19 protein-coding genes are annotated in these 23,499 nt (G+C 69.2%); 7 read left to right on the top strand and 12 right to left on the bottom strand.

The window, feature by feature from the left end:
* Positions 1-7 precede the first annotated feature (7 nt).
* Complete coding sequence (gene rsmA, locus ACEU5R_RS15290) at positions 8-799, top strand: 16S rRNA (adenine(1518)-N(6)/adenine(1519)-N(6))-dimethyltransferase RsmA (RefSeq protein WP_103272542.1); 792 nt, start codon at positions 8-10, stop codon at positions 797-799.
* A 76-nt stretch (positions 800-875) separates the two neighbouring features.
* Here the strand turns inward: rsmA and ACEU5R_RS15285 are convergent, their stop codons facing one another.
* Complete coding sequence (locus ACEU5R_RS15285; RefSeq protein WP_392410714.1) at positions 876-2,018, bottom strand: glycerate kinase; 1,143 nt, start codon at positions 2,016-2,018, stop codon at positions 876-878.
* A 104-nt stretch (positions 2,019-2,122) separates the two neighbouring features.
* Here ACEU5R_RS15285 and pyk point away from each other — a divergent pair, with 104 nt between their 5' ends.
* Positions 2,123-3,565, top strand: coding sequence for a pyruvate kinase (pyk, locus tag ACEU5R_RS15280; RefSeq protein ID WP_103272544.1), 1,443 nt, complete (start codon positions 2,123-2,125; stop codon positions 3,563-3,565).
* Between the two features lie 106 nt (positions 3,566-3,671).
* On the opposite strand, the gene ACEU5R_RS15275 is transcribed toward pyk, so the two are convergent.
* Positions 3,672-4,901, bottom strand: a complete 1,230-nt coding sequence (locus tag ACEU5R_RS15275; RefSeq protein WP_103272545.1) for a nucleoside recognition domain-containing protein — start codon at positions 4,899-4,901, stop codon at positions 3,672-3,674.
* A gap of 203 nt (positions 4,902-5,104) precedes the next feature.
* Here ACEU5R_RS15275 and ACEU5R_RS15270 point away from each other — a divergent pair, with 203 nt between their 5' ends.
* Positions 5,105-7,348 carry an acyl-CoA dehydrogenase gene (locus tag ACEU5R_RS15270; RefSeq protein ID WP_103272546.1) on the top strand — a complete coding sequence of 748 codons (2,244 nt, stop codon included), beginning with the start codon at positions 5,105-5,107 and terminating at the stop codon, positions 7,346-7,348.
* A 21-nt stretch (positions 7,349-7,369) separates the two neighbouring features.
* On the opposite strand, the gene def is transcribed toward ACEU5R_RS15270, so the two are convergent.
* From def to glyQ, 8 genes are all read right to left on the bottom strand, one after another.
* On the bottom strand, positions 7,370-7,903 hold the full coding sequence (gene def, locus ACEU5R_RS15265) for a peptide deformylase (RefSeq protein ID WP_212312249.1): 534 nt from the start codon (positions 7,901-7,903) through the stop codon (positions 7,370-7,372).
* Positions 7,904-8,045: 142 nt separating this feature from the next.
* Complete coding sequence (gloA, locus tag ACEU5R_RS15260; protein WP_392410713.1) at positions 8,046-8,432, bottom strand: lactoylglutathione lyase; 387 nt, start codon at positions 8,430-8,432, stop codon at positions 8,046-8,048.
* Positions 8,433-8,443: 11 nt separating this feature from the next.
* Complete coding sequence (locus ACEU5R_RS15255; RefSeq protein WP_103272549.1) at positions 8,444-9,586, bottom strand: 2-aminoethylphosphonate--pyruvate transaminase; 1,143 nt, start codon at positions 9,584-9,586, stop codon at positions 8,444-8,446.
* A 20-nt stretch (positions 9,587-9,606) separates the two neighbouring features.
* Entirely contained in the window at positions 9,607-10,590 is a 984-nt protein-coding gene (locus ACEU5R_RS15250; RefSeq protein ID WP_103272550.1) for a M48 family metallopeptidase, read from the bottom strand.
* Positions 10,583-11,305: a 1-acyl-sn-glycerol-3-phosphate acyltransferase gene (locus ACEU5R_RS15245; protein WP_103272551.1), complete on the bottom strand. Its 723-nt coding sequence runs from the start codon at positions 11,303-11,305 to the stop codon at positions 10,583-10,585. The genes ACEU5R_RS15250 and ACEU5R_RS15245 overlap by 8 nt, the downstream gene beginning before the upstream one ends.
* Positions 11,306-11,309: 4 nt before the next feature.
* Positions 11,310-11,855, bottom strand: a complete 546-nt coding sequence (gene gmhB, locus ACEU5R_RS15240) for a D-glycero-beta-D-manno-heptose 1,7-bisphosphate 7-phosphatase (RefSeq protein WP_392410712.1) — start codon at positions 11,853-11,855, stop codon at positions 11,310-11,312.
* Complete coding sequence (gene glyS, locus ACEU5R_RS15235) at positions 11,852-13,990, bottom strand: glycine--tRNA ligase subunit beta (protein ID WP_392410711.1); 2,139 nt, start codon at positions 13,988-13,990, stop codon at positions 11,852-11,854. The genes gmhB and glyS overlap by 4 nt, the downstream gene beginning before the upstream one ends.
* A complete protein-coding gene (gene glyQ, locus ACEU5R_RS15230; RefSeq protein WP_103272554.1) occupies positions 13,991-14,902 on the bottom strand; it encodes a glycine--tRNA ligase subunit alpha in 912 nt (303 codons plus the stop codon).
* Between the two features lie 273 nt (positions 14,903-15,175).
* Between glyQ and ACEU5R_RS15225 the strand changes: the two genes are divergently transcribed.
* Positions 15,176-15,943, top strand: a complete 768-nt coding sequence (locus tag ACEU5R_RS15225) for a crotonase/enoyl-CoA hydratase family protein (protein WP_392410710.1) — start codon at positions 15,176-15,178, stop codon at positions 15,941-15,943.
* 160 nt (positions 15,944-16,103) lie between these two features.
* Entirely contained in the window at positions 16,104-17,627 is a 1,524-nt protein-coding gene (locus tag ACEU5R_RS15220; protein WP_103272556.1) for a fumarate hydratase, read from the top strand.
* A gap of 181 nt (positions 17,628-17,808) precedes the next feature.
* Here the strand turns inward: ACEU5R_RS15220 and ACEU5R_RS15215 are convergent, their stop codons facing one another.
* The gene (locus tag ACEU5R_RS15215) at positions 17,809-20,112 is read right to left on the bottom strand and encodes a filamentous hemagglutinin N-terminal domain-containing protein (RefSeq protein ID WP_392410709.1); all 2,304 of its coding nucleotides are present in this window, start codon (positions 20,110-20,112) and stop codon (positions 17,809-17,811) included.
* A 239-nt stretch (positions 20,113-20,351) separates the two neighbouring features.
* Positions 20,352-21,350 (bottom strand): LysR substrate-binding domain-containing protein, encoded by a 999-nt coding sequence (locus ACEU5R_RS15210; RefSeq protein WP_392410708.1) that lies wholly within the window; start codon positions 21,348-21,350, stop codon positions 20,352-20,354.
* Between the two features lie 247 nt (positions 21,351-21,597).
* On the opposite strand from ACEU5R_RS15210, the gene ACEU5R_RS15205 reads away from it, so the two are divergent.
* Positions 21,598-22,428, top strand: coding sequence for a MaoC family dehydratase N-terminal domain-containing protein (locus ACEU5R_RS15205; protein ID WP_392410707.1), 831 nt, complete (start codon positions 21,598-21,600; stop codon positions 22,426-22,428).
* The coding region (locus tag ACEU5R_RS15200; protein WP_392410706.1) for a CaiB/BaiF CoA transferase family protein at positions 22,425-23,499 on the top strand (1,075 nt) is incomplete at its 3' end. The genes ACEU5R_RS15205 and ACEU5R_RS15200, both read left to right, overlap by 4 nt.

Raw genomic sequence — 23,499 nt, 5'->3', positions numbered from 1 at the left:
GCCGCTCATGTCTCAACACCAGGCGCGCAAGCGCTTTGGCCAGAACTTCCTGACCGACGACAGCGTCGTCGAGTCCATCGTCCGGGCGGTCGCGCCCGCCCGTGGCGATGCGGTGGTTGAAATCGGGCCCGGCCTGTCCGCGCTCACCCGGCCGCTGCTGGAGCGGCTGGATCGTCTCACGGTGGTCGAGATCGATCGCGATCTGGCCGCGCGGCTGCGCAAGCAGTTCGAGGCCGACCGCCTGACGGTGGTCGAGGCCGACGCGCTGACCGTGGATTTCGCGCAGTTCGGCCCCGGACTGCGCGTGGTCGGCAATCTGCCGTACAACATCTCCAGCCCGCTGCTGTTCCACCTCATGGCCTCGGCCGACCACATCCGCGACCAGCATTTCATGCTGCAACGGGAAGTGATCGACCGCATGGTGGCCGAGCCCGGCTCCAGCGACTACAGCCGCCTGTCGGTGATGCTGCAATCGCGCTACCGCATGCACAAGCTGTTCGACGTGCCGCCCGAGGCCTTCGACCCGCCGCCCAAGGTGGTGTCGGCGGTCGTGCGCATGATGCCCCTGCCCGGGGACCGCCTGCGTCCCGTCAGCGCCAGGGCGTTCGAGACGGTGGTGGCGCGGGCGTTTTCCCAGCGTCGCAAGATGCTGCGCCGCGTGCTGGCGGACTGGGCGCCCCAGGTGCCCTGGGAAGCGCTGGACATCGCGCCCACGGCGCGCGCCGAGGACGTGTCGGTGGACCGGTATATCCGCCTGTCCGACGCGCTGGTCGCGGCGGGCGTGCTGCAGGCCGGCTGAGCGCCTGACCCTTTCTTCACCATACTGGCTCCCTTGATTGCCGGCCTGCCGCAAGCGCGGCAGCCGGCGCTCTGCGCTACAGCATGCGCTTCTGCGCGGCCATCCATAGCTGCATCACGTCGCGCGCGCGATCGTGCAGCAGGCGTTCGGCGTCGTTGAGTGCCTGCTGCAGCGTGATGGGGCCGGGCGCGAGGCTGAACGCCGCGCTGATGCCGCAGGCGTGCAGGGCCTCATAGCCTTCGCCCAGCGAGCCGGCCAGGGCCACCACGGGCACGCCTGCCTGCCGGGCGATCCGGGCGACGCCGGCCGGCGTCTTGCCGCGCAGCGTCTGCGCATCCATCCGGCCTTCGCCGGTGAACACCAGCGTGGCGCCTTCCACGGCTTGCGCCAGTCCGCCCAGCTCGGCCACGATGTCCACGCCGGGGCGAAAGCGCGCGTCCAGGAATGCCTTGGCCGCGAAGCCCAGGCCGCCCGCGGCGCCCGCGCCGGGCGCATCGCGATGGTCGACCCCCAGGCTGCGCGCGCAGATGTCGGCAAAACGTTCCAGCGCCTGGTCCAGCTCATGCACCTGTGCGGGCGTCGCGTCTTTCTGCGGACCGAATACGTGCGACGCGCCCTGCGGACCGCAGAGTGGATTGTCCACGTCGCTGGCCACGTCGATGCGCGCGCCGGCCAGCCTGGGGTCGAGTCCTTGGACATCGATGGAGGCGATCCGCGCCAGCGCGCCGCCGCCAGGCGGCAGGCTGTGCCCCTCGGCGTCCAGCAGCCGCGCGCCCAGCGCGGTCAGCATGCCGGCGCCGGCGTCGTTGGTGGCGGAGCCGCCCAGGCCCAGGATGATGTGACGCGCGCCGGCGTCGAGTGCAGCCAGGATCAGCTCGCCCACGCCGTGGCTGCTGGCGCGCATCGGGTCTCGGCGCGCCGGCGCGATCAGCTCCAGGCCGGAAGCGGCGGCCATTTCGATGATGGCCGTGCCGTCCGCCAGCATGCCCCAGACCGCGTCGACCTTGTGGCCCAGCGCATCGTTCACGGTCTGCATGCGCGCTTCGCCCGAGGCCGCGGCGAGCACCGCCTCGACCGTGCCCTCGCCGCCATCGGCCATGGGCACGCAGACAGTCTGCGCGCCGGGAATAGCGGCTTTCACGCCGCGGGCGATGGCCTCGGCCGCGGCTGGCGCGGAAATGCTTTCCTTGAACGAGTCGGGTGCGATGACGATTTTCACGATGCGGACAAGCCTGGTCAGGATAGGTGGCGTTCATGATACCCGCGCGCTCGCATCGCGTCGTACCATAGCGTTTCCGTTGTTTCTTGCGAGATAGGATTCCCATGCCCGTACTGCGCCGCACCAAAATTGTCGCCACCCTGGGACCGTCGACGTCGACGCCCGAGCGCATCGAGGCCCTGATCCGGGCCGGGCTGGATGTGGCTCGACTGAACTTCTCGCACGGCAGCGCCGACGACCACCGCGAACGCGCGCGCCTGGTGCGCGAGATCGCCGCGCGGCAGGGCCGATACGTCGCGATCATGGGCGACCTGCAAGGACCGAAGATCCGCATCGCGCGCTTCACCGACAAGCTGGTGCAACTGCAGGTGGGCCAGCCCTTCACCCTGTCGCGCGTCCATCCCAAGGAAGCGGGCACGGCCAGCATCGTCGGCATTGATTACCCAGAGTTGGTGCAGGACTGCCGCGTGGGCGACGAGCTGCTGCTCGACGACGGCCGCGTGGTGCTGGTGGTGGATAGCGTCGAGGGCGACGAGGTCCGCACCACCGTAACTGTCGGCGGCCCGCTGTCCAACAACAAGGGCATCAACCGCCGCGGCGGCGGCCTGTCCGCGCCCAGCCTGACCGACAAGGATCGCGTCGACATCAAGCTCGCCGCCGAGATGGAACTGGATTACGTGGCGGTCTCGTTTCCGCGTTACGGCAGCGACATCGACGAGGCGCGGACCCTGCTGCACGCGGCCGGCAGCGATGCCTGGATCATCGCCAAGATCGAGCGCGCCGAGGCCGTGGCCGACGACGAGGCGCTGGATGCGCTGATCCGCGCCAGCGACGGCGTCATGGTGGCGCGTGGCGACCTGGGCGTGGAAGTGGGCGACGCCGAGCTGGTGGGCATCCAGAAGCGCATCATCCAGCACGCGCGCACGCTGAACAAGGTCGTGATCACGGCCACGCAGATGATGGAGTCCATGATCTCCAGCCCTATGCCCACGCGCGCCGAAGTCTCCGACGTGGCCAACGCCGTGCTCGACTACACCGACGCCGTCATGCTGTCGGCCGAGAGCGCCTCGGGCCAATACCCGGTCGAGACGGTGCAGGCTATGGCGCGCGTCTGCCTGGGCGCGGAAAAGCACCCGACCTCGACCCAGTCGCACCATCGCCTGGGCGAGACCTTCACGCGTTGCGACGAGACCATCGCGTTGGCCGCCATGTACGCGGCCAACCACTTCCCCGGCGTCAAGGCCATCATCGCGCTGACCGAAAGCGGCCACACGCCGCTGATCATGTCGCGCATCCGTTCGGGCGTGCCGATCTACTGCTACAGCCCGCACAGTGTCACGCAGAATCGTGTGACGATGTTCCGCGGGGTCTACACGATTCCCTTCGCGCCGTCCGACTACGAGCCCGCCGACCTGAGCAACGCGGCCATCGACGAACTGCGCAAGCGCAACCTGGTGCAGAGCGGCGACTGGGTCATCCTGACCAAGGGCGATTTCTATCGTGACAGCGGCGGCACCAATGGCATGAAGATCCTGCTGGTGGATTGATGCGGGTGGGTCGGGCCGCGTCAGGTCGGGCCGAGTCAGGCGCGGCCGTGCAAGGCCGGGCCCTGCCTGGCCCGACAACGCCGTCGCCGGCTCGAAGGCGCGGCGTTCAACCGAAGAACCAGTAGCACACGCCGATTGCGGCCAGCACGCCGGCCGCGTCGGCCACCAGCGCGCAGGCCACGGCGTGGCGCGCGCGCAGGATGCCCACCGAGCCGAAGTACACCGCCAGCACGTAGAAGGTGGTCTCGGTGCTGCCTTGCACCACGGTGGCCAGCAGCGCGGGGAAGCTGTCCACGCCGAAGTGCGTCATGGTCTCCAGCATCAGCGCGCGCGCCGCGCTGCCGGAAAAGGGCTTGACCAGGGCGGTGGGCAGGGCGTCCACGAAGCGCGCGTCCCAGCCCGCCTGCGCGGCCAGCCAGCGGATGCCGTCAAGCAGGAAGTCGAGCGCGCCCGAGGCCCGCAGCATGCCCACCGCGCACAGCATGGCCACCAGGTAGGGCAGCAGGTTCTTGGCGATGTCGAAGCCTTCCTTGGCGCCCTCGACGAAGGCCTCGTACACCGGCACCTTTTTCCAGGCGCCGGCCAGCAGGAACAGCAGCAGGATGCAGAACAGCGTCAGGTTGCCCAGCAGCGAGGACAGCGCGGCGATGGCGGTGGCCGTCATGCTGGCCAGCAGCGCCATGAAGCCGCCCAGCGCCAGCGCGCCGCCGCCCAGCCAGGCCAGCACCACCGGATCCGTCAGTTTCAGGCGCTGGCAGAACGCCACCGCCAGGAAGCCGGCCAGCGTGGAGGCGCAAGTGGCCAGCAGAATGGGCAGGAACACCAGCGTCGGATCGGCCGCGCCCTGTTGCGCGCGGAACATGAACAGCGACACCGGCAGCAGCGTCAGCGACGAGGCATTGAGCACCAGGAACAGGATCTGCGCGTTGCTGGCGGTGTCGGGCTTGGGATTGAGCGACTGCAGCTCGCGCATGGCGCGCAGGCCGATGGGCGTGGCCGCGTTGTCCAGGCCCAGGCCGTTGGCGGCGAAGTTCAGCGTGATCAGGCCGATGGCGGGATGGTTGCGCGGCACCTCGGGCATCAGGCGCGCGAACAGCGGGCCGAGCAGCCGCGCCAGCCGTTCCACCAGGCCCGCGCCCTCGGCGATGCGCAGGAATCCCAGCCACATCGTCAGCGTGCCGAACAGCAGCACCATGACTTCAACCGACACGCGGGCCATGTCGAACAGGCTGGCGATCATGGCGCGGAAGACCTCGGCGTCGCCGATGGCGAGCCAGCGGTAGAACGCGGCTGCCGCGGCGGCGAGAAAGAAACTCAGCCAGAGTTTGTTCAGCATGTCTTGGGCCTGATGGTACGAAAAATGGGCCGCGCGGCGTCGGCCCTGCGCGCCTGGGCGCGGGGCGCGGTTCGACTGGGCGCCCGGGCATTGTCGCAGAGTCGGACGGCCCCCGCGTGGTCGCGCGTCCGCAATTCTGGTACTTTGACCCGATGCGTCCCAGGGCCGACGGCCCGGGGACGACGACAGCAAAAGGGGAGCCCATGGATTTCAACGCCTGGCGCCGGCGCCGCGTTTCCGAACCTGCCTACCGTTGGGCGCGCCGCGCGCTGCCGCCCATGTCCGCGACCGAACGCGAGGCCATCGAGGCCGGCGACACCTGGTGGGAGGCCGATCTCTTCAGCGGCAATCCGGACTGGCGCAAGCTGCTGGACGTGCCGGCCGCCACGCTGACGCCGGACGAGCGGAAGTTCATCGACGGGCCCGTGGCGCAGCTGTGCGCCATGCTGGACGAATGGGATATCAGCTGGAACCGCCGCGACCTGCCGCCCGAGGTCTGGGCCTTCCTGAAGGCGCAGCGCTTCTTCGGCATGATCATCCCGCGCCGCTACGGTGGCCTGGGCTTCTCGCCTTACGCGCATTCCGAGGTGGTGCGCCGCATCTCCGCCTACTCGGTCACCGCCGGCGTCACCGTGATGGTGCCCAACTCGCTCGGACCGGGCGAGCTGCTGATGCAGTTCGGCACGCCGGCGCAACGCGACTACTGGCTGCCGCGCCTGGCCGACGGGCGCGAGATTCCCTGCTTCGGCCTGACCAGCCCCGAGGCCGGCTCGGACGCGGCCTCCATGACCGACACCGGCGTGGTCTGCCGCCAGGTGGTGGATGGGCGCGAGCTGATCGGCATCCGGCTGAACTGGCACAAGCGCTACATCACGCTGGGGCCGGTGGCCACGGTGCTGGGGCTGGCCTTCAAGCTGTCCGATCCCGACGGCATCCTGGGCGAGCCGCGCGACATCGGCATCTCGGTGGCGCTGGTGCCGGTCGATGCGCCGGGCGTGGAAATCGGCCGGCGCCATCTGCCCGCCATGCAGGCCTTCCAGAACGGCCCCAATCGCGGCCGCGACGTGTTCGTGCCGCTGGACGCGCTGATCGGCGGCGAGGAACGCGCCGGCCACGGCTGGCAGATGCTGATGAGCGCGCTGGCGGCCGGGCGTGGCATTTCGCTGCCCTCGCTGTCGGCGGCGGCGGCCGCGCTGGGGGCTCACGCCACCGGCATGTACGCGCGTGTGCGCGAGCAGTTCGGCCTGCCGGTGGGGCGCTTCGAGGGCGTGCAGGAAAAGCTGGCCAACCTGGCCGGCAACGCCTACCTGGTCGAGGCCGCGCGCCGCCTGACCTGCGCGGCCCTGAACCAGGGCGTCAAGCCGGCCGTGGTATCCGGCATCATGAAATATCACGCGACCGAGCGCATGCGCCAGTCGGTCAACGACGCCATGGACGTGCACGCGGGCCGGGGCGTGATCGACGGGCCGCGCAACTACCTGGGTTCGCTGTACCGCGCCGTGCCCATCGCCATCACGGTCGAAGGCGCCAACATCCTGACGCGCAACCTGATCATCTTCGGCCAGGGCGCCATCCGCGCGCATCCGTACCTGATGCCCGAGATGCTGGCGCTGGGCAATCCGGACGAAGAGCGCGGCATGGAGGTCTTCCACGACGTGTTCTGGCGTCATCTGCGGCACGTCGGCATGACGTCCCTGCGCGCCATCGGGCGGGCCTGGACCGGCGGCATGCTGGCGCCCACGCCCACATCGGGGCCGACGGCCCGCCACTACCGCAGGCTGGGCCGCTACGCCGCCGGCTTCGCGCTGCTGGCCGACGCCTCGCTGGCCAGCCTGGGCGGCGCGCTCAAGCGCCGCGAGCTGCTCTCCGCAAGATTGGGCGACATTCTGTCCGAGCTGTATCTGTTGTCGGCCGTGCTCAAGCGCTGGGAAGACGAAGGCCGCAAGCACGACGACCTGCCGCTGGTGCGCTGGTGCATGGAGCAGGGCGCGGCTCGCATCGAGGGCGCCATGGACCAGGTGCTGTCCAACCTGCCGGGCCGGGTGCTGGCCTGGGGCCTGCGCGCCGCCATCCTGCCGCTGCGGCTCGCCAAGGGGCCGGACGACGCCTTGACGCGCGAATGCGCCGAGCTGTTGCTCAAGCCCTCGCCCACGCATGACCGCCTGGCTGCGGAACTGCAACGCGAGCCCGGGCCGGACCCGCTGGGGCAGCTGACGCGCGCGTTCGCGCTGGCGGAAGCGGTGCAGCCGCTACGCGACCGGCTACGCCAGTCCGGCCTGCGCGACTGGCGCGAGGCCCATCGGCAGGGCGCCATCACCGATGCGCAGGCGGCGCAGCTGGAGGCCGCCGAGGCATCGGCGGCCGAGGTGCTGCAGGTGGATGATTTCGCGCCGGAGGAACTGTCGCCCGGCGCGGGCCGCGACAATGCGCAGCCCAGCGGCGATTGAGGCCGCCGTGTCGCGGCGTCCTCAATCGTCCTTGTTCGGGTCCATGCCGGGGAACAGGATCTCGGTGTAGCCGAACTTGCTGAAGTCCTGGATGCGGGACGGATACAGGCGCCCGATGAGGTGGTCGCATTCATGCTGCACCACGCGGGCGTGAAAGCCCTCGGCCTCGCGCTCGATCGGCTGGCCCTGCGGATCCAGGCCGGTGTAGCGGATATGGCGGTAGCGCGGCACCAGGCCGCGCAGGCCGGGCACCGACAGGCAGCCTTCCCAGCCGTCTTCCATCTCGTCGGACAGCGGCGTGATGACCGGATTGCACAGGATGGTCTGCGGCACCGCCGGCGCGTCGGGATAGCGCTCGTTGCGGTCGAAGCCGAAGATCACCAGTTGCAGGTCCACGCCGATCTGCGGCGCGGCCAGTCCCACGCCCTGGGCGGCGGCCATGGTCTCGAACATGTCCGCGACCAGCGCGCGCAGCTCGGGCGTGCCGAAATGCTCCACGGGCGCGGCCACGCGCAGCAGCCGAGGGTCGCCCATTTTGAGGATGGTGTGAATCATGATGGCGTCGTGGTTGTTTGTCGATCAAGCGTATCCCCCGCGCGCATGAAGCAGGCGCGGCGCAGAGCGGGGCGGCGCGGATCCGGCTCTGCCGGTCCGCTGCCGCGCCCCCTGGGGGGAAGCGCGCAGCGCTTCGGGGGGGTCAACCCTTTTTCTGGATGAACTCGATCTTGTAGCCGTCGGGGTCTTCGACGAAGGCGATAACCGTCGTGCCGTGCTTCATCGGGCCGGCTTCGCGAGTGACCTTGCCGCCGCGTTCCTTGACCTTGTCACAGGCTTCGTAGGCATTGTCGACTTCCAGGGCGATGTGGCCGTAGCCGCTGCCCAGGTCGTACTTGTCGGTGTCCCAGTTGTGGGTCAGCTCGATGACGGCGCCTTCGGCCTCGTCCTGGTAGCCGACAAAGGCCAGCGTGAACTTGCCGTCCGGATAGTCGTTGCGGCGCAGGACGCGCATGCCGAGCACGTTGGTGTAGAAGTCGATGGATTTGTCGAGGTTGCCGACTCGCAGCATGGTGTGTAGCAGGCGCATGTTGGTGTTTCCTATGCGGTCAGGGTGGAAGGGAGCGCCGGCTTCTGGCCGGCGGCGGTCCCGCGGATGCCGAGTTCGGACAGCGCCTCGCCCATGGCCTGGACGGCTTGCCGCATCTGGTCGGCTGCGAAGGCGCCGATGCAGCCGACACGGAAGGAAGGCTGTTCGGTGTTCTTGAAATTGCTGAGCACGTAGCCTCGGCGCTTGAGCGCGTCGACGAAGGCCTGCAGGTCCCAGGCCGGCGTGTCCGGGGCCAGTACATTGACGACGATGGGGCCCTGCAGCGCCGGCGGCAGCCAGGGCGTCAGGCCGATCTCGCCGACGCCTTGGTACAGCGCGCGCATATTGGCCGTGTAGCGCGCCAGGCGCGCCTCGCGGCCTTCCTCATGATAGCGCGCCAGCGCGACGGCGAAGGCGGCCAGCGTGGGCGCGGGCGGGGTGAAGCGCGGCCCGGCGTTGGGCTGCAGGCTTTGCTGATAGATGTCGGCCAGGTCCAGCGACCAGCTGCCGGCGCGGCCCTGCGCGGCGTCCAGGCTGTCGCGCCGCGCCACCACGAAGGCGGCGCCGGGCAGGCCCTCCAGGCATTTGTTGGCGGTCAGGGCCACCGCGTCCACGGCCGGCAGGTCCGACAGATCCAGCGGCAGCGCGCCGAAGGCCGAGACCGCGTCGATGATGACGCGCCGTCCCAGCGCCTGCGCGACGCGGGCGATGGCGGGCGCATCGTGGCAGATGCCGCTGCTGGTTTCGCTGTAGACCAGGGCCACGTGGCTGATCGTCGGGTCCTGTTCCAGGGCCTGGGCCACGGCCTGCGGATCGATGCGGTCGCGCACGCCCACGTACAGCGGCACGGCCACGCGGCCGGCCTCGGCGGCGAGCCGCTGCAGGCGGCTGGCATAGGCGCCGGTGGACGGCACCAGCAGGCGTCCGCCTGGCGGCACCAGCGTGCGGATCGCGGCCTCGACAGCGAAGTGACCGCAGCCGGGCAAGGCCAGCGCGACATGTTCGTCGGGCCGCGCGCAGGCGGCGCGCAGCACGCCGGCGCAGACCTGGCGGTAGAGTTCGCGGAAATCGTTGTCCCAGGGCGCATAGTCCTGCGCCGCGGCGGCCCTCACCCGTGCGTCGGTGGTCACCGGGCCGGGAATCAGCAGCAGCATCGTCGTGTCTCCAAGGCGCCTCAGAATTGAGGCAGGGATGCCGGATCGTGGCGCCGCAGGATGTTCTTGGCGTCCTCGAAATCGGGCAGGATCTGGCCCACTTCGCGCCAGAAGTCCTGGCTGTGGTTCATTTCGCGCAGGTGGGCCAGCTCGTGCGCGATCACGTAGTCGATGATGGCCGGCGCGAAGTGGATCAGGCGCCAGTTCAGCATGATGTTGCCGTCGCTGGTGCACGAGCCCCAGCGGGTCGCGGCGGAAGACAGCCGCCAGCGGCGGATCTTCAGGCCGCTGATCTGCAGGAAATGCGCCAGGCGCGCGCCGAACCAGGCGCCGGCGCGCTGTTGCAGCCAGGCCTGGGCGGCGTCGCGGATGCGGCCCTGGTCGGCGTTGGCGGGCAGGGCCAGCCACAGCGTGTCGCCGTCCCGTGGGGCGTCGGCGTCGCCCGAGAGCGCGGCCTGGCGGCTGTCGCCGCCCACGCCGATGACGATGCGCCGGCCCAGATAAGGCAGCTCGCCGCCGGCCTGCCAGCGCGTGTGCGCCATGGCCAGCTGCCGCTTGCGGGCGTGCCATTCGCGCAGCTTATTCAGGATCCAGCGGGCTTTCTCGCGCACCGCGTCGTCGATCTGGCCCAGCGTGACCCAGTTGGGCGCGGTGACGCGCAGGCCGTCGTCGGTGATGACGAAGCCGATGCTGCGGCGGCGCGAACGCAGCAGCACGAAGCCGATGGGCTGTTCGTCGGTGTTCACCTCGCGCCAGCGGGCGCCGGGCGGCAGTGGATCGGGGCAGGGCGTCGGCACGCGGGCCGAGGCATTCGGGGACAGCGTCAGCAGCGGTTCGCCCGAGTGGGCGGGGGACGGATCCGGCAGACGCGCCGGGGACGGCGCGTCAGGCGCGGGGCGCGGTCCGGGCGTCGCGCGCGGCGCGGCGTCCGCCGGCGGCACGCCTTCCGGCGCGCCGGTTTCCCGCGAGTCGAACAGGAGTTCGAGCTGAGCGCTGCTAGACATACCTTTCAGGGTTGAGACGCCGCATTTCCCCTTCGATCCAGTCCTGGACCTTCTGGTTCAGTTCCTCGGGGGGGAGTCCCTGAGATTCTATCGCGGGTCCGATGGACAGCGTAACCAGTCCCGGGCGCTTCACGAAGGCGTTGCGTCGCCAGCATTCGCCTGCGTTGTGCGCCACCGGGATGACCTTGGCGCCGGTGCGCGAGGCCAGCAGCGCGCCGCCCATCTTGAAGCGGCCTGCCTGGCCCGGGGGCACGCGCGTGCCTTCCGGAAAGAGCAGAGGCCAGCGGCCCTCGTCCATGCGCTTGCGACCCTGGGCGACGACCTGCTCGAAGGCGTCGCGGCCCTTGCTGCGGTCGATGGCGATCATGCGCAGCAGCGCCAGGCCCCAGCCGAAGAACGGCACCATGTGCAGTTCCTTCTTGTAGACGAAGCAGACTTCGCGCGGCATGTAGGCGGGGAAGAACAGCGTTTCCCACGCGGACTGGTGCTTGGACAGGATCACGGCCGGGCCGTCGGGCAGGTTTTCCCAGCCCTTCACCTGCCAGCGGATGCCGCAGATCACGCGCGCGCCCCAGATCGCCAGGCGCGGCCAGCCCACGGTGAGCTTGTAGCGCAGGTGCAGCGGCAGCGGCGCCCACAGGACGCAGGCGAAGGCGTAGGGAATGACCGTGACGATCAGGAAAATGGCGTAAAGCAGCGAACGGAGCCGGGCCATCGGGTCAGGCCTCTTTGTCTTGCAACAGCAGGTCGACCACGGCCGACAGGTCGTCGCAGATGCGCGTGCCGGGCGGCAGGCCGCCCTTGGCCTGCGTCTTCGCGCCGTTGCCGGTCAGCACCAGCCAGGGCGCGCAGCCGGCGGCCGACGAGGCCTGCAGGTCGCGCAGCGAATCGCCCACCGCCGGCACGTCGTTCAGGTTGGCGTCGTAGCGCGCGCCGATCTGCTCGAACATGCCGGGCAGCGGCTTGCGGCAGACGCAGTTGTCGTCCGGCCCGTGCGGGCACAGGAAGACGGCGTCGATGCTGCCGCCGGCGGCGGCCAGCTCGCGCCGCATCTTGGCGTGGATGGCGTTGAGCGTGTCCATGTCGAACAGGCCGCGCGCCAGTCCCGACTGGTTGGTGGCAACCACCACCTTCCAGCCGGCCTGGGTCAGCCGGGCGATGGCCTGCAGGCTGCCGGGCAGGGCGATCCATTCGTCGGGACTTTTGACGAAGGCGTCGCTGTCCTGATTGATGACGCCGTCGCGGTCGAGGATGATCAGTTTCACTGTGCCAGCCTGGAAATGTCGGCGACCTGGTTCATCAGGCCATGCAACTGGCCCAGCAGGGCCAGCCGGTTGGCGCGCACGGCCGGGTCCTCGGCCATGACCATGACGTCGGCGAAGAAGGCGTCCACCGGCTCGCGCGCCTGGGCCAGCGTGCGCAGGCTGGCGGCGAAGTCGCCGGTCGCGAACTGCGCCTCGGCCTGCGGGCGCAGCGTCGCGACCGAGGCGGCCAGCGCCTTTTCGGCGGGCTCGACCAGCGCGGCGTCGTTCACCTGGCCGATCTCGCCCTCGGCCTTCTTGAGCAGGTTGCCGATGCGCTTGTTGGCGGCGGCCAGGCTGGCGGCTTCGGGCATCTGCGCGAAGGCGGCCACGGCGCGCACGCGCTCGCCCACCTGATGCAGCGGCGGCGTCAGCGCGATCACGGCTTCGACCGCGTTGCGGTCGGAATCGGCGATCAGCTGGTTGCGGTAGCGTTCATAGATGAAGGCGCGCACCTCGGCCAGCGTGTCGGCGGGGATCTTGCCGGCAGGGAAGGTGCCAGCGGCCAGGTCGAGCAGACCGTCCAGCGACAGCGGGCCGTCCTGGTTGATCTTCAGCCAGCCGCCGGCGGCCAGCTGCTCGAAGGCGCTGATCAGGCCCAGCGCGGCGCGGCGCAGGCCGAAGGGATCGCGCTCGCCGGTGGGCGCCAGGCCGATGGCCCAGATGCCGACCAGGGTTTCGGCGCGTTCGGCGATGAACAGCGTGGCGGCGGTCAGCGTGTCGGCGTTGACCGGGACGTCGCAGCGGTTGCGGTACTGGGTGCGCAGCGCCTCGACCACGCTGGCCGGTTCGCCGTCGCCGGCCGCGTAGTACGCGCCCATGATGCCTTGCAGCTCGGGGAACTCGCCCACCATGTTCGAGCCCAGGTCGGCCTTGGCCAGCAGGGCGGCGCGGTCAGCGGCCGAGACGTCGCCGCCCAGCTGCTGCGCCACGCCCCGGGCGATGGCGCGCACGCGCTCGACGCGTTCGAGCTGGGTGCCCAGCTTGTTGTGGTAGACGATAGCGCCCAGCTGCTCGACGCGCGCGGCCAGCGGCGTCTTGCGGTCGGTGTTGAAGAAGAACTGCGCGTCGGCCAGGCGCGGGCGCACCACGCGCTGGTTGCCTTCGACGATGTTCACCGGATTGGCCGTGTGCATGTTGCTCACGATCAGGAAGCGGTGCGTCAGGCGGCCGCTGGCCGGGTCGAACAGCGGGAAGTACTTCTGGTTCAGGCGCATCGTCAGGATCAGGCATTCCTGCGGCACCTGCAGGAATTGTTCCTCGAACTCGCCCACGTAGACGGTGGGATGCTCGACCAGCGCGGTGACTTCGTCCAGCAGCGCGGCGACTTCCGGATCGTCGCCCAGCGTGGCGGACAGGCGGCCGGCGTGGTCCAGCAACTGGCGCTCGATGTCGGCGCGGCGGCCCTCGAACGAGGCCATGACGCGGCCCTTGTCGGCCAGCGTGGCGGCATAGGCGTCGGCGTCGGGTATCGCCACCGGGCCATTGCTCATGAAGCGGTGGCCCAGCGTTTCGCGGCCGGCGGCCAGGCCCAGCGCGGTCACGGGCACCACGTCGGCGCCGTGCAGCGCGATCAGGCCGTGGGCCGGACGCACGAACTTGACGGTGGTCACGCCGTCGGCCAGCTGATAGCGCATGACCTTGGGAATGGGCAGGCCGTCGATGGCGGCGGCGATGCCTTCCTGCAGGCCCGTGGCCAGCGCGGCGCCGGGGGCGGTGCCGCGGGCGACCAGGTAGTCCTGCTTGCCGTCGGATTCGCGTTCCAGCGTGGCCAGGTCGATGTTTTCCAGGCCCTTGGCGGCCAGCTTCTTTTGCAGCGCGGGCGTGGCCTGGCCGTCTTCGGTCAGGCCGATCTTCACCGGCATCAGCTTTTCGGCGTAGGCCTGGTCAGGGGCCTGGGCCAGCACGGCCGACAGACGCACCGCCAGGCGGCGCGGCGTGGCATAGGCCTCTGTCGTGCAGCCATCGGCCAGCAGGCCATGGCGCGCCAGCGTGGCGCGCACGCCTTCGGCGTAAGCCTGGCCCAGCTTCTGCAGGGCCTTGGGCGGGAGTTCTTCGGTCAGCAGCTCGACCAGCAGGGGGCGGATGTTCGTCGTCATTTATGCAGTCTCCCCGGCGGCCTGGTCGCGGTCCAGCATGGGAAAGCCCAGCCGCTCGCGGGAGTCGTAGTAAGCCTGGGCGACGGCGCGCGACAGGTTGCGGATGCGGCCGATGTAGGCGGCGCGTTCGGTCACGCTGATCGCGCCGCGCGCGTCCAGCATGTTGAAGGTGTGCGCGGCCTTCAGCGTGGCCTCGTAGGCAGGCAGGGCCAGCGGCACGTCCATCAGGCGCTTGGCCTCGGCTTCGTAGTCGTTGAAATGCGCGAACAGCATCTGGGCCGAGGAATGCTCGAAGTTGTAGGTGGACTGCTCCACTTCATTCTGGTGGAACACGTCGCGGTACAGCACGCGGCGGCCGTTGGCGCCTTCGGTCCAGACCAGGTCGTACACGCTCTGCACGTCCTGCAGATACATGGCCAGGCGTTCCAGGCCATAGGTGATCTCGCCCGTGGTCGGCGTGCAATCCAGGCCGCCGACCTGCTGGAAGTAGGTGAACTGGGTCACTTCCATGCCGTTGAGCCAGACTTCCCAGCCCAGGCCCCAGGCGCCGAGTGTGGGATTTTCCCAGTCGTCCTCGACGAAGCGGATGTCGTGCTCGGCCGGGTCGATGCCCAGCGCCTTCAGCGAGCCGATGTACAGGTCCAGGATTTCCGGGGGCGCGGGCTTGAGCACCACCTGGTATTGGTAATAGTGCTGCAGGCGGTTGGGGTTCTCGCCGTAGCGGCCGTCCTTGGGGCGGCGCGAGGGTTGCACATAGGCGGCGCGCCAGGGCTCCGGACCGATGGCGCGCAGGAAGGTGGCGGTGTGCGAGGTGCCGGCGCCGACTTCCATGTCGTAGGGTTGCAGCAGGGCGCAACCCTGCTTGTCCCAGTATTCCTGGAGCGTAAGGATGATTTGCTGAAAAGTGAGCATAGGATTCTTGGAAATCGGCCGCGGGGCAGGGCCTGCCCATGGCGTGGCAAACCGGGCATTTTAACTGGCCCGGGGCAGGGCCGGGCGCGTGGGCGGGAATGGGGCCGGATCAGGCGCCGCCCGCTGGCCGCCGGGGCCGGCGCGCGCCTGGCGGACACCCCGGCCGGGTACGCCTGCGCCGGCAAACCAATGGTCGTATGATTCCGGCTTGTACCCAAGTCTTATATAAAACTGGAACTCGATTCCGGCAGACCCGAAAAAAGGAGTTGTCCCATGTCCGACCTGATCACGGTGGAAGTCACCGACGGCATCCAGATCATCACGATCAACCGTCCCGAGGCCAAGAACGCCATCAACCTGGAAACGGCGCAGGCCATGGCGGCGGCGCTGGATCAGCTCGATAGCCGCGACGACGTGCGCATCGGCATCCTGACGGGCGGCGGCGGCACCTTCTCGTCGGGCATGGACCTCAAGGCTTTCGCCAAGTCCGGCCAGCGTCCCTACGTCGAGGGCCGCGGCTTCGCCGGCCTGACCGAGCGCCCTCCCAAGAAGCCGCTGATCGCGGCCGTGGAAGGCTACGCCCTGGCTGGCGGCTGCGAAATGGCGCTGGCGTCCGACCTGATCGTGGCCGCCAGCAACGCCAAGTTCGGCCTGCCCGAGGTCAAGCGCGGCCTGGTGGCCGGCGCCGGCGGCATGCTGCGCCTGCCGCGCCGCCTGCCGTACCACATCGCCATGGAAGTGATCCTGACCGGCGACATGCTGCCCGCCGAGCGCGCCCATGCCTTCGGACTGGTCAACCGCCTGACCGAGCCGGGCGGCGCCCTGGCCGGCGCGCTGGAGCTGGCCCGCGCCATCGTCGAGAACGGCCCGCTGTCGGTGCAGACCGCCAAGAGCATCGTGTCCCAATCGGGCGACTGGTCGCAGGACGAGATGTTCGACCGCCAGCGTCCGCTGACCGCGCACATTTTCACCTCGGCCGACGCCAAGGAAGGCGCCACCGCCTTCGCCGAGAAGCGCAAGCCGGTTTGGCAAGGTAAATAGGACATGCCCCCACGCCGCACTCGCTACGCGAGCTTGCTGCCCCCCGAGGGGGCTTTTTGCCTCGGGGCGGCCCAGCGGCAAAAATAGTGCTTTCCCCTTTCCGTGCAGCCGGTCGCCCCGGCCGCGTTTTCACGTTTTCCCTCTAGACAGCAAATTCGCCATGTCCGTCATCATCAAGGAAGAAGACCTGGTCCAGTCGATCGCCGACGGGATCCAGTTCATCAGCTACTACCATCCGGTGGACTACATCCGCCACTTGGCCCGCGCCTACGAGCGCGAGGAAAGCCCCGCCGCGCGCGACGCGATGGCGCAGATCCTGACCAACTCGCGCATGTGCGCCGAAGGCAAGCGTCCGCTGTGCCAGGACACCGGCATCGTCAACGTGTTCCTGAAGGTCGGCATGGACGTGCGCTTCGACACCAAGCGCAGCCTGCAGGAACTCTGTGACGAAGGCGTGCGCCGCGGCTACCTGAACCCGGACAATCCGCTGCGCGCCTCGGTGCTGGATGATCCGCTGTTCGCCCGCAAGAACACCCGCGACAACACGCCCTGTATCCTGCACGTCGACCTGGTCCCCGGTGACAAGGTCGACGTGCAGATCGCGTCCAAGGGCGGCGGTTCCGAGAACAAGACCAAGTTCGTCATGCTCAACCCCAGCGACTCGCTGGTGGACTGGGTGCTCAAGACCGTGCCGACCATGGGCGCGGGCTGGTGCCCGCCCGGCATGCTGGGCATCGGCGTCGGCGGCACCGCTGAAAAAGCCATGCTGATGGCCAAGCAGTCGTTGATGGAAGACATCGACATGTACGAACTGCTGGCGCGCGGCCCGCAGAACAAGCTGGAAGAGCTGCGCATCGAGCTGTACGAAAAGGTCAACGCGCTGGGCATCGGCGCCCAGGGCCTGGGCGGCCTGACCACGGTGCTGGACGTCAAGATCAACACCTTCCCGACCCACGCGGCTTCGAAGCCCGTGGCCATGATCCCGAACTGCGCCGCCACCCGCCACGCCCACTTCGTGCTGGATGGCTCGGGCCCGGCGCGCCTGGATCCGCCCTCGCTGTCCGAGTGGCCGGAAGTGCACTGGGCGCCGGACTACAACAAGTCCAAGCAGGTGGACCTGAACACGCTGACCAAGGAAGAAGTCGCCAGTTGGAAGCCAGGCCAGACCCTGCTGCTGTCGGGCAAGATGCTCACCGGCCGCGACGCCGCGCACAAGCGCATCCAGGACATGCTGGCCAAGGGCGAGCAACTGCCGGTGGACTTCACCAACCGCGTCATCTACTACGTGGGCCCGGTCGATCCGGTGCGCGACGAAGTGGTTGGCCCGGCCGGTCCCACCACCGCCACCCGCATGGACAAGTTCACCGAGATGATGCTGGCGCAGACCGGCCTGATCTCCATGATCGGCAAGTCCGAGCGCGGCCCGGTCGCCATCGAGGCGATCCGCAAGCACGGCTCGGCCTACCTCATGGCGGTGGGCGGCGCGGCCTACCTGGTGTCCAAGGCGATCCGCGAAGCCCGAGTGCTGGCCTTCGAGGACCTGGGCATGGAAGCCATCTACGAGTTCGATGTGAAGGACATGCCGGTGACCGTGGCGGTGGACGCCCAGGGCATTTCGGTCCACAACACCGGACCGAAGGAATGGCAGGCCAGGATCGGCAAGATCCCGGTCGCTGTGGCTTGACCGGCGGTTTCGCGTGAAGCCGCAAGCGTGAGGGTTCGCCCTCGTTCGCGGCGCGCCTGATGAGGCGCGGGCGGCTCAGGAACGACAAGGCCCCGGCCAGGAAACTGGCCGGGGCCTTGTTTCATCGGATCGGGCGCGGCGCGCTTGCGGGACCGATCCGTCTTTCCCTACCGGACCGCGCTCACGGGGCAGGGGTGTACGTCGCCTTCGAGTCCACGATGTCGCTGTCTACACCAACGTTCAGGCCCACGAGGATGTTGTGGTGCTTGCCGTTCGAAATGACGGGGCCGGAGGCTTCGGATCTGAGGATGCGACCGTCGGCGTTGAGGCCGACCAGCCCGCCGGCCAGGAAGTTGTTGGACCAGACCTCGCCCGTGGCCAGGGAATCGCTGATCTCGGCTCCGGCCGCGTTCACGCCGACCAGTCCGCCGGGGGCGGCGTCGTCACCTCGGACCGTCGCCCTGGCGATCGCGTGTTCGATGCGGGCACCCTTGGAGGAGTTCATGCCGGCCAGCCCGCCCAGGTTGCCGCCGTGATGATCGGCGGTGTTGCGATTGGTGACCTCGCCGTCGAAGCTGACGTGTGAGATCAGGCCTCTGTTCTCGCCGACCAGCCCTCCGACGGCGTCGCTGTTCATGCTGGCGATCCGTCCCGAGGCGCGCACCTGCCTGATGACGCCCTGATTCTGGCCAGCCAGTCCGCCGATGGCGCGCGCGCCATGCTCGGATGCAATGTACAGATCCTTCAGGTCAAGATCGCGGACAGTGCCGCTTGAAACGCCAAACAGGCCCAGGTTGTCGAATGTAGAGTCTTGTCGAGACGCGTCGTGCTTGATGTAGAGGCCGTCGATGGCATTGCCCAGGCCCGCCAGGGTGCCGCGGAAGCTGTTGGCTTCCTGCTGGCCTACCGGCCGGAAACCGCTACCCTGATTCCAGTTGCGCGTGTCGCTGGCGTCGATGTCATTGCCCAGCACGTAGCGTCCGGTCAGGTTGCTTTCCATCTCCTGGAGTTGGCGCGCATCATGGATGACGGCATAGGCCTGCCCGTTCAGCGAGAATCCGGCGTCGGCGCCGGACAGTGTCACTTTCACGTCCTTGCCCAGGCGATAGTCGGCGTTCTCGCCATGCGCCAGCGCCAGGCTGGCTCGGCGTCCCCTGGCCTGGAAGTCGGCCGCCAGCAGGATGTTGTCGCGGGCGGACAGGCTCAGCGTGTGGTCGTTGTTCCAGGCGACGGCCTCGTTCACCTGGAGGTCGGCTTGAGTGGATGCCAGCGACACGTTGTTGCGGCCCAGGTGGCGGGCCAGCGCGGCGGCGCTGATGCGGGTCTGGCCGGCCGCGGCGTCCGGTGCGACGGTGATACGGTTCGACTCCAGCGTCAGCCAGCCCGTGCGTCCGGGCGCTGATCGCGTGTCCACCTGGCTGGCGTCGGCCAGGCTCAGCTGCCCGCCGCTCAGCGTGATTCGGCCGCCGTTGCCCGCGCCCGCGGCGCGTGCGAGCAGGTCGCCGGTCACGGCCACCGTCTGGCCGTACAGCTGGATCTGGCCGGCATGGCCGGCATGCGCGCTGACGTCCAGCACGCCGCCGGCAGTGATCTTCGCGCCCTGGCCCACGGCCACGATGAGGCTGCCCTGTTTCGTCAGGGTCGCGGCCTCGATCAGGCCCTTGTCGTTCACCGCCGCGCGCAGCATGGCCTGCTCGGCCAGTGCCGGCGAAACCGCCTGCGTTCCAAGGGCTTGCAGGGCCTGGCCATCGCGGGCCAGCGTGTCCAGCGCGGCTTCATCGATCTGCACGCTGAGCGCGCCGTTGCCGATGCGCGTCAGCGTGACCGCCTTGCCGGCGGCCATGGCGATGGTGCCGCCGGGCGCTTGCATGGTTCCCTGGTTGTCCACCTGCCCGCCGACCAGGGCGATGAAGCCGCCCGCCCTGGCATTCAGGCTGCCCTGGTTGACGACCCTGGCGGACTTGCCCTGGGTGGCATAGCGGTAGTTGCGTCCGCCGAGGAAGTCCCTGTTGCTCAGGGCGAGCGTCGAGGCGGCCAGCGCGCCCACGTTGATCTGCGAGTTCGGTCCGAACAGGATGCCGTTGGGGTTGACCAGGAAGACCTGGCCGTTCGCATTCAGCTGACCCAGGATCTGGCTGGCCGAGTTGCCGATCACGCGGTTCAGCGCCACGGCGGATGGGTACGGCTGCCGGAAAACGACCTGCTTGCCTTCGGCGATGTTGAAACTGTCCCAGTTGATGATCAGATGGGGGCCGCCTTGGGTGATGTGGCTGATTCCCCCGTTGTCGCCGGGAGCGCTGGACAAGTCGGCGGAGCCGAGTACGACCCTGCCGCCGTTGGGCAGCGTCGCGTCCGCATGCGCGGCGCCGCAGAGCAGCAGGGTGAGCGCCGCGCTGCCGTGCAGCGCCTTGCGCCAGGCCTTGCCGATGCGGCGCGTCCTGCCGGTGCGGCGCTTGGAGTGGGGAAGGGAATGGGGGGCATGCATGATCCGGAACTCCCGCGAGTGATTGGGCGGGCCACCGTAGCATGGGGGCGCGGCGAGATGCGCCGGACGCAGGCGATGCGCGATGAAATCTGATTTTTACCAATCCATCATCGTTGAAATGAAGATTCAGGATGTTCAGCGAGGATTGGTGTCCGAACCAGGATGCTGTTCACGAGTGGGTGCGCGGGTCGGCAAGCGTGTACCGGCGGGGTCGCCGGCGTGGCGGACCTTGCCGGTCGTCAGCGGGACTTGAGCGGCGTTTTCGTGGCACGCGCGGTCTTGGACGCAGGGCGCGCCCTGGCGGGCCTGGCTGGCGCGGTATCTGTCACCTGCGATGTGTCGCCGGACTCGTCGCGCGACTCCTGTATCTGCGCGATCAGCTCGCGCGCGCAGCCGGGCAGGGCGTCGATGTCGCGCAGCAGCAGCTTGCGCTCGCGCACCACCCAGGGTTCGTCCAGCTCGACCACGCGCAGGCCCTGGCTGGCGCCGTAGCGCCGTGCGGCCGAATCCGGAATCACGCCCACGCCGACGCCTGCCTGCACCATGCGGCAGATGGAATCGAAGCTGTAGAGCTGGATGCGCTGGGGCAGGCGCTGGCCGGCCATTTCCAGCTGTTCGCGCAGGAAGGCCACCAGCGTGGAGCCTTCGTGCATGGTGATGAAGGGATAGCTGACGGCCTCGGTCAGCTTGACCTTGGCGCGGTCCTGCAAGGGGTGGCCGTTGGGCGTCACCAGCACCAGGCGGTCGGTGCTGAAGTGGATGGCCTGCAATTCAGGCGCGTCCACCGGGCCGGCCACGATGCCCAGGTCGGTGGTGCCGTCGCGCACGCCGCGCACGATGTCGCGCGTCAGCCGCTCCTGCAGGTCCACGGTCACGCCCGGATGCCCGGCCAGGTAGCGGGCCAGCAGGTCGGGCATGAACTCGGTGACCGCCGTGGTGTTGGCGAAGATGCGGATATGGCCGGCGTCGCCGTCGGCCTGTTCCTGGAAGTCGTGCTTCAGGTGGTCCACCTGGCGCAGGATCACGCGCGCATGCTGCAGCAGGCGCTGGCCGGCGGGCGTGATCTCCACGCCCCGGCTGTCGCGGTACAGCAGGCGGGTATTGAGCTGGTTCTCCAGCGCCTTGATGCGCACGCTGACCGCGGCCAGCGACAGGTGGGCGCGCTTGGCCGCCTGCGTCAGGCTGGGGGATTCGGCGATGTGGATGAACAGGCGGAGGTCGGGCAGATCAAAGTGCATGCGCCATATTAGTGATCCGTGGCGCGACGCGCCAGCCTGCGATCTTCGGAATCTGTCTGGCGCAGACGCTCCCGAGCGGGGCAGCGCGGAGCCGGCTTTGCCGGTCCGCGGCTGCGCCCCCTTGAGGGGGAGCGCGCAGCGCTCGGGGGTGGTCCCCCTAAAGCCAGGCTTGAGCAAAAATGAATTCACAGGGAGCGCGCATTCCAGGCATGCTCCCGCCATGCAACCCTCGACCAAGGATATCGGCATGACCTCCAACGACCCCGCCGCCTGGATCGGCAGCAGCGAGCGCCTGGCCGACGCGCTCGATCCCGGCCATGCCGCGCGCATCGCCGCCGCCCTGGGCGGGCCAGCGCCGGCCCGCGGCGACGCGTTGCCGCCGCTGTGGCAATGGGCCTTCTTCATCAGCGCCGTGGGCCAGGATGGACTGGGGACGGATGGCCATCCCTCGCGCGGCGGTTTCCTGCCGCCGGCGCATGACCGCAACCGCATGTGGGCCGGCGGCCGGGTCGAATTCGTCCGGCCGCTCAGGGTCGGCGTGCCGGCCGAGCGTCTGTCCACGGTGGCCGACGTAAAGGAAAAGACCGGCCGCACGGGTGCGCTGCTGTTCGTCACCGTGCGCCACGAATACCGCCAGGACGGCGAGGCCGCGATCCTGGAGGAACAGGACATCGTCTACCGCCAGCCCACGCCGCCCAAGCTGTCCGGGTCCGAGCCTGCGCCCGAGGCGCAGTGGCGCGACCCGGTCGAGCCGACTTCCGTGCTGCTGTTCCGCTATTCGGCGGTGACCTTCAACGGCCACCGCATCCACTACGATCATCCCTATGTCACCACTGTCGAGGGCTATCCCGGCCTGGTGGTGCACGGGCCGCTGATCGCCACCGAGATGGTCGCCGCCTTCGTCCGCGCCCATCCCCAGGCCAGGCTGAAGCATCTGTCGTATCGCGGCCTGCGGCCGTTGATCTCGCCCACGCCCTTCCATGTCGCGGGCCGGCTGGAGGGTTCGGGGCTGGCCAGGCTGTGGGCCGAGCAGGACGGCACCCTGGCGCACCAGGCCGAACTGAGGTTCGAGGCATGAGCGCGCCCGCCCCCCGCCCGCTGGACGGCATCACCGTCGTCAGCCTGGAGCACGCCATCGCCGCGCCGTTCTGCACCCGCCAGCTGGCCGACATGGGCGCGCGCGTCATCAAGATCGAGCGCCCCGGCGCGGGTGATTTCGCCCGTGGCTATGACGAGCGCGTGCGCGGCCTGTCCTCGCACTTCGTCTGGACCAACCGCTCCAAGGAAAGCCTGACGCTGGACCTCAAGCGTGACGAGGCCGGCGACGTGATGGAACGTCTGCTGGCCGGCGCCGACGTGCTGGTGCAGAACCTGGCGCCGGGCGCGGCCGCGCGGCTGGGGCTGTCGTTCGAGGCGCTGCATGCGAAGCACCCGCGCCTGATCGTCTGCGATATCTCCGGCTATGGCGAAGGCGGCCCGTACCAGGACAAGAAGGCCTACGACCTGCTGATCCAGAGCGAAAGCGGTTTCGTGTCCGTCACCGGCACGGCCGACGGCCCGTCCAAGGCCGGCTGTTCCATCGCCGACATCGCCGCTGGCATGTATGCCTATTCGGCGATCCTGAACGCGCTGCTGCTGCGCGGCAGGACCGGCGAGGGCAGCCGCATCGACGTGTCCATGCTGGAAAGCATGGTCGAGTGGATGGGCTATCCCATGTATTACGCCTTTGACGGCGCGCCGCCGCCGCTGCGCGCGGGCGCGGCCCACGCCACCATCTATCCCTACGGGCCGTTTCCCGTGGGCGGCGGGGCCACCATCATGCTGGGCCTGCAGAACGAGCGCGAGTGGCGCGTGTTCTGCGCCCAGGTGCTGCGCCAGGCCGAACTGGCCGAGGATCCGCGCTTCCTGTCCAACTCGCAGCGCACCGCCAATCGCGAGGCGCTGCGCACGCTGATCGTCGACGCCTTCGCCGGCCTGGACATCGATCAGGTCACGCAGCGGCTGGAGGACGCACAGATCGCCAATGCCCGCGTCAACGACATGGCCGGGGTCTGGGCGCATCCCCAGCTCCAGGCGGGGGGGGGGGGGGGGGGGGGGGGGGGGGGGGGCGGGGGGGGGGGGGGGGGGGGGGGGGGGGGGGGCCCCAAAC

It is taken from the genome of Achromobacter sp. 413638, assembly GCF_043119405.1.
GTDB lineage: Bacteria > Pseudomonadota > Gammaproteobacteria > Burkholderiales > Burkholderiaceae_B > Achromobacter.
The sequence above is the reverse complement of the archived record's forward strand: the minus strand, read 5'-3'. Positions and strand labels throughout refer to the sequence as shown.

Excerpts from the sequence above, each read along its gene's own strand:
- rsmA (WP_103272542.1), top strand. The coding sequence starts at position 8 with ATGTCTCAACACCAGGCGCGCAAGCGCTTTGGCCAGAACTTCCTGACC.
- pyk (WP_103272544.1), top strand. The coding sequence starts at position 2,123 with ATGCCCGTACTGCGCCGCACCAAAATTGTCGCCACCCTGGGACCGTCG.
- ACEU5R_RS15275 (WP_103272545.1), bottom strand. The coding sequence starts at position 4,901 with ATGCTGAACAAACTCTGGCTGAGTTTCTTTCTCGCCGCCGCGGCAGCC.
- ACEU5R_RS15270 (WP_103272546.1), top strand. The coding sequence starts at position 5,105 with ATGGATTTCAACGCCTGGCGCCGGCGCCGCGTTTCCGAACCTGCCTAC.
- def (WP_212312249.1), bottom strand. The coding sequence starts at position 7,903 with ATGATTCACACCATCCTCAAAATGGGCGACCCTCGGCTGCTGCGCGTG.
- gloA (WP_392410713.1), bottom strand. The coding sequence starts at position 8,432 with ATGCGCCTGCTACACACCATGCTGCGAGTCGGCAACCTCGACAAATCC.
- ACEU5R_RS15255 (WP_103272549.1), bottom strand. The coding sequence starts at position 9,586 with ATGCTGCTGCTGATTCCCGGCCCGGTGACCACCGACGCACGGGTGAGG.
- ACEU5R_RS15250 (WP_103272550.1), bottom strand. The coding sequence starts at position 10,590 with ATGTCTAGCAGCGCTCAGCTCGAACTCCTGTTCGACTCGCGGGAAACC.
- ACEU5R_RS15245 (WP_103272551.1), bottom strand. The coding sequence starts at position 11,305 with ATGGCCCGGCTCCGTTCGCTGCTTTACGCCATTTTCCTGATCGTCACG.
- glyS (WP_392410711.1), bottom strand. The coding sequence starts at position 13,990 with ATGACGACGAACATCCGCCCCCTGCTGGTCGAGCTGCTGACCGAAGAA.
- glyQ (WP_103272554.1), bottom strand. The coding sequence starts at position 14,902 with ATGCTCACTTTTCAGCAAATCATCCTTACGCTCCAGGAATACTGGGAC.
- ACEU5R_RS15225 (WP_392410710.1), top strand. The coding sequence starts at position 15,176 with ATGTCCGACCTGATCACGGTGGAAGTCACCGACGGCATCCAGATCATC.
- ACEU5R_RS15220 (WP_103272556.1), top strand. The coding sequence starts at position 16,104 with ATGTCCGTCATCATCAAGGAAGAAGACCTGGTCCAGTCGATCGCCGAC.
- ACEU5R_RS15215 (WP_392410709.1), bottom strand. The coding sequence starts at position 20,112 with ATGCATGCCCCCCATTCCCTTCCCCACTCCAAGCGCCGCACCGGCAGG.
- ACEU5R_RS15210 (WP_392410708.1), bottom strand. The coding sequence starts at position 21,350 with ATGCACTTTGATCTGCCCGACCTCCGCCTGTTCATCCACATCGCCGAA.
- ACEU5R_RS15205 (WP_392410707.1), top strand. The coding sequence starts at position 21,598 with ATGACCTCCAACGACCCCGCCGCCTGGATCGGCAGCAGCGAGCGCCTG.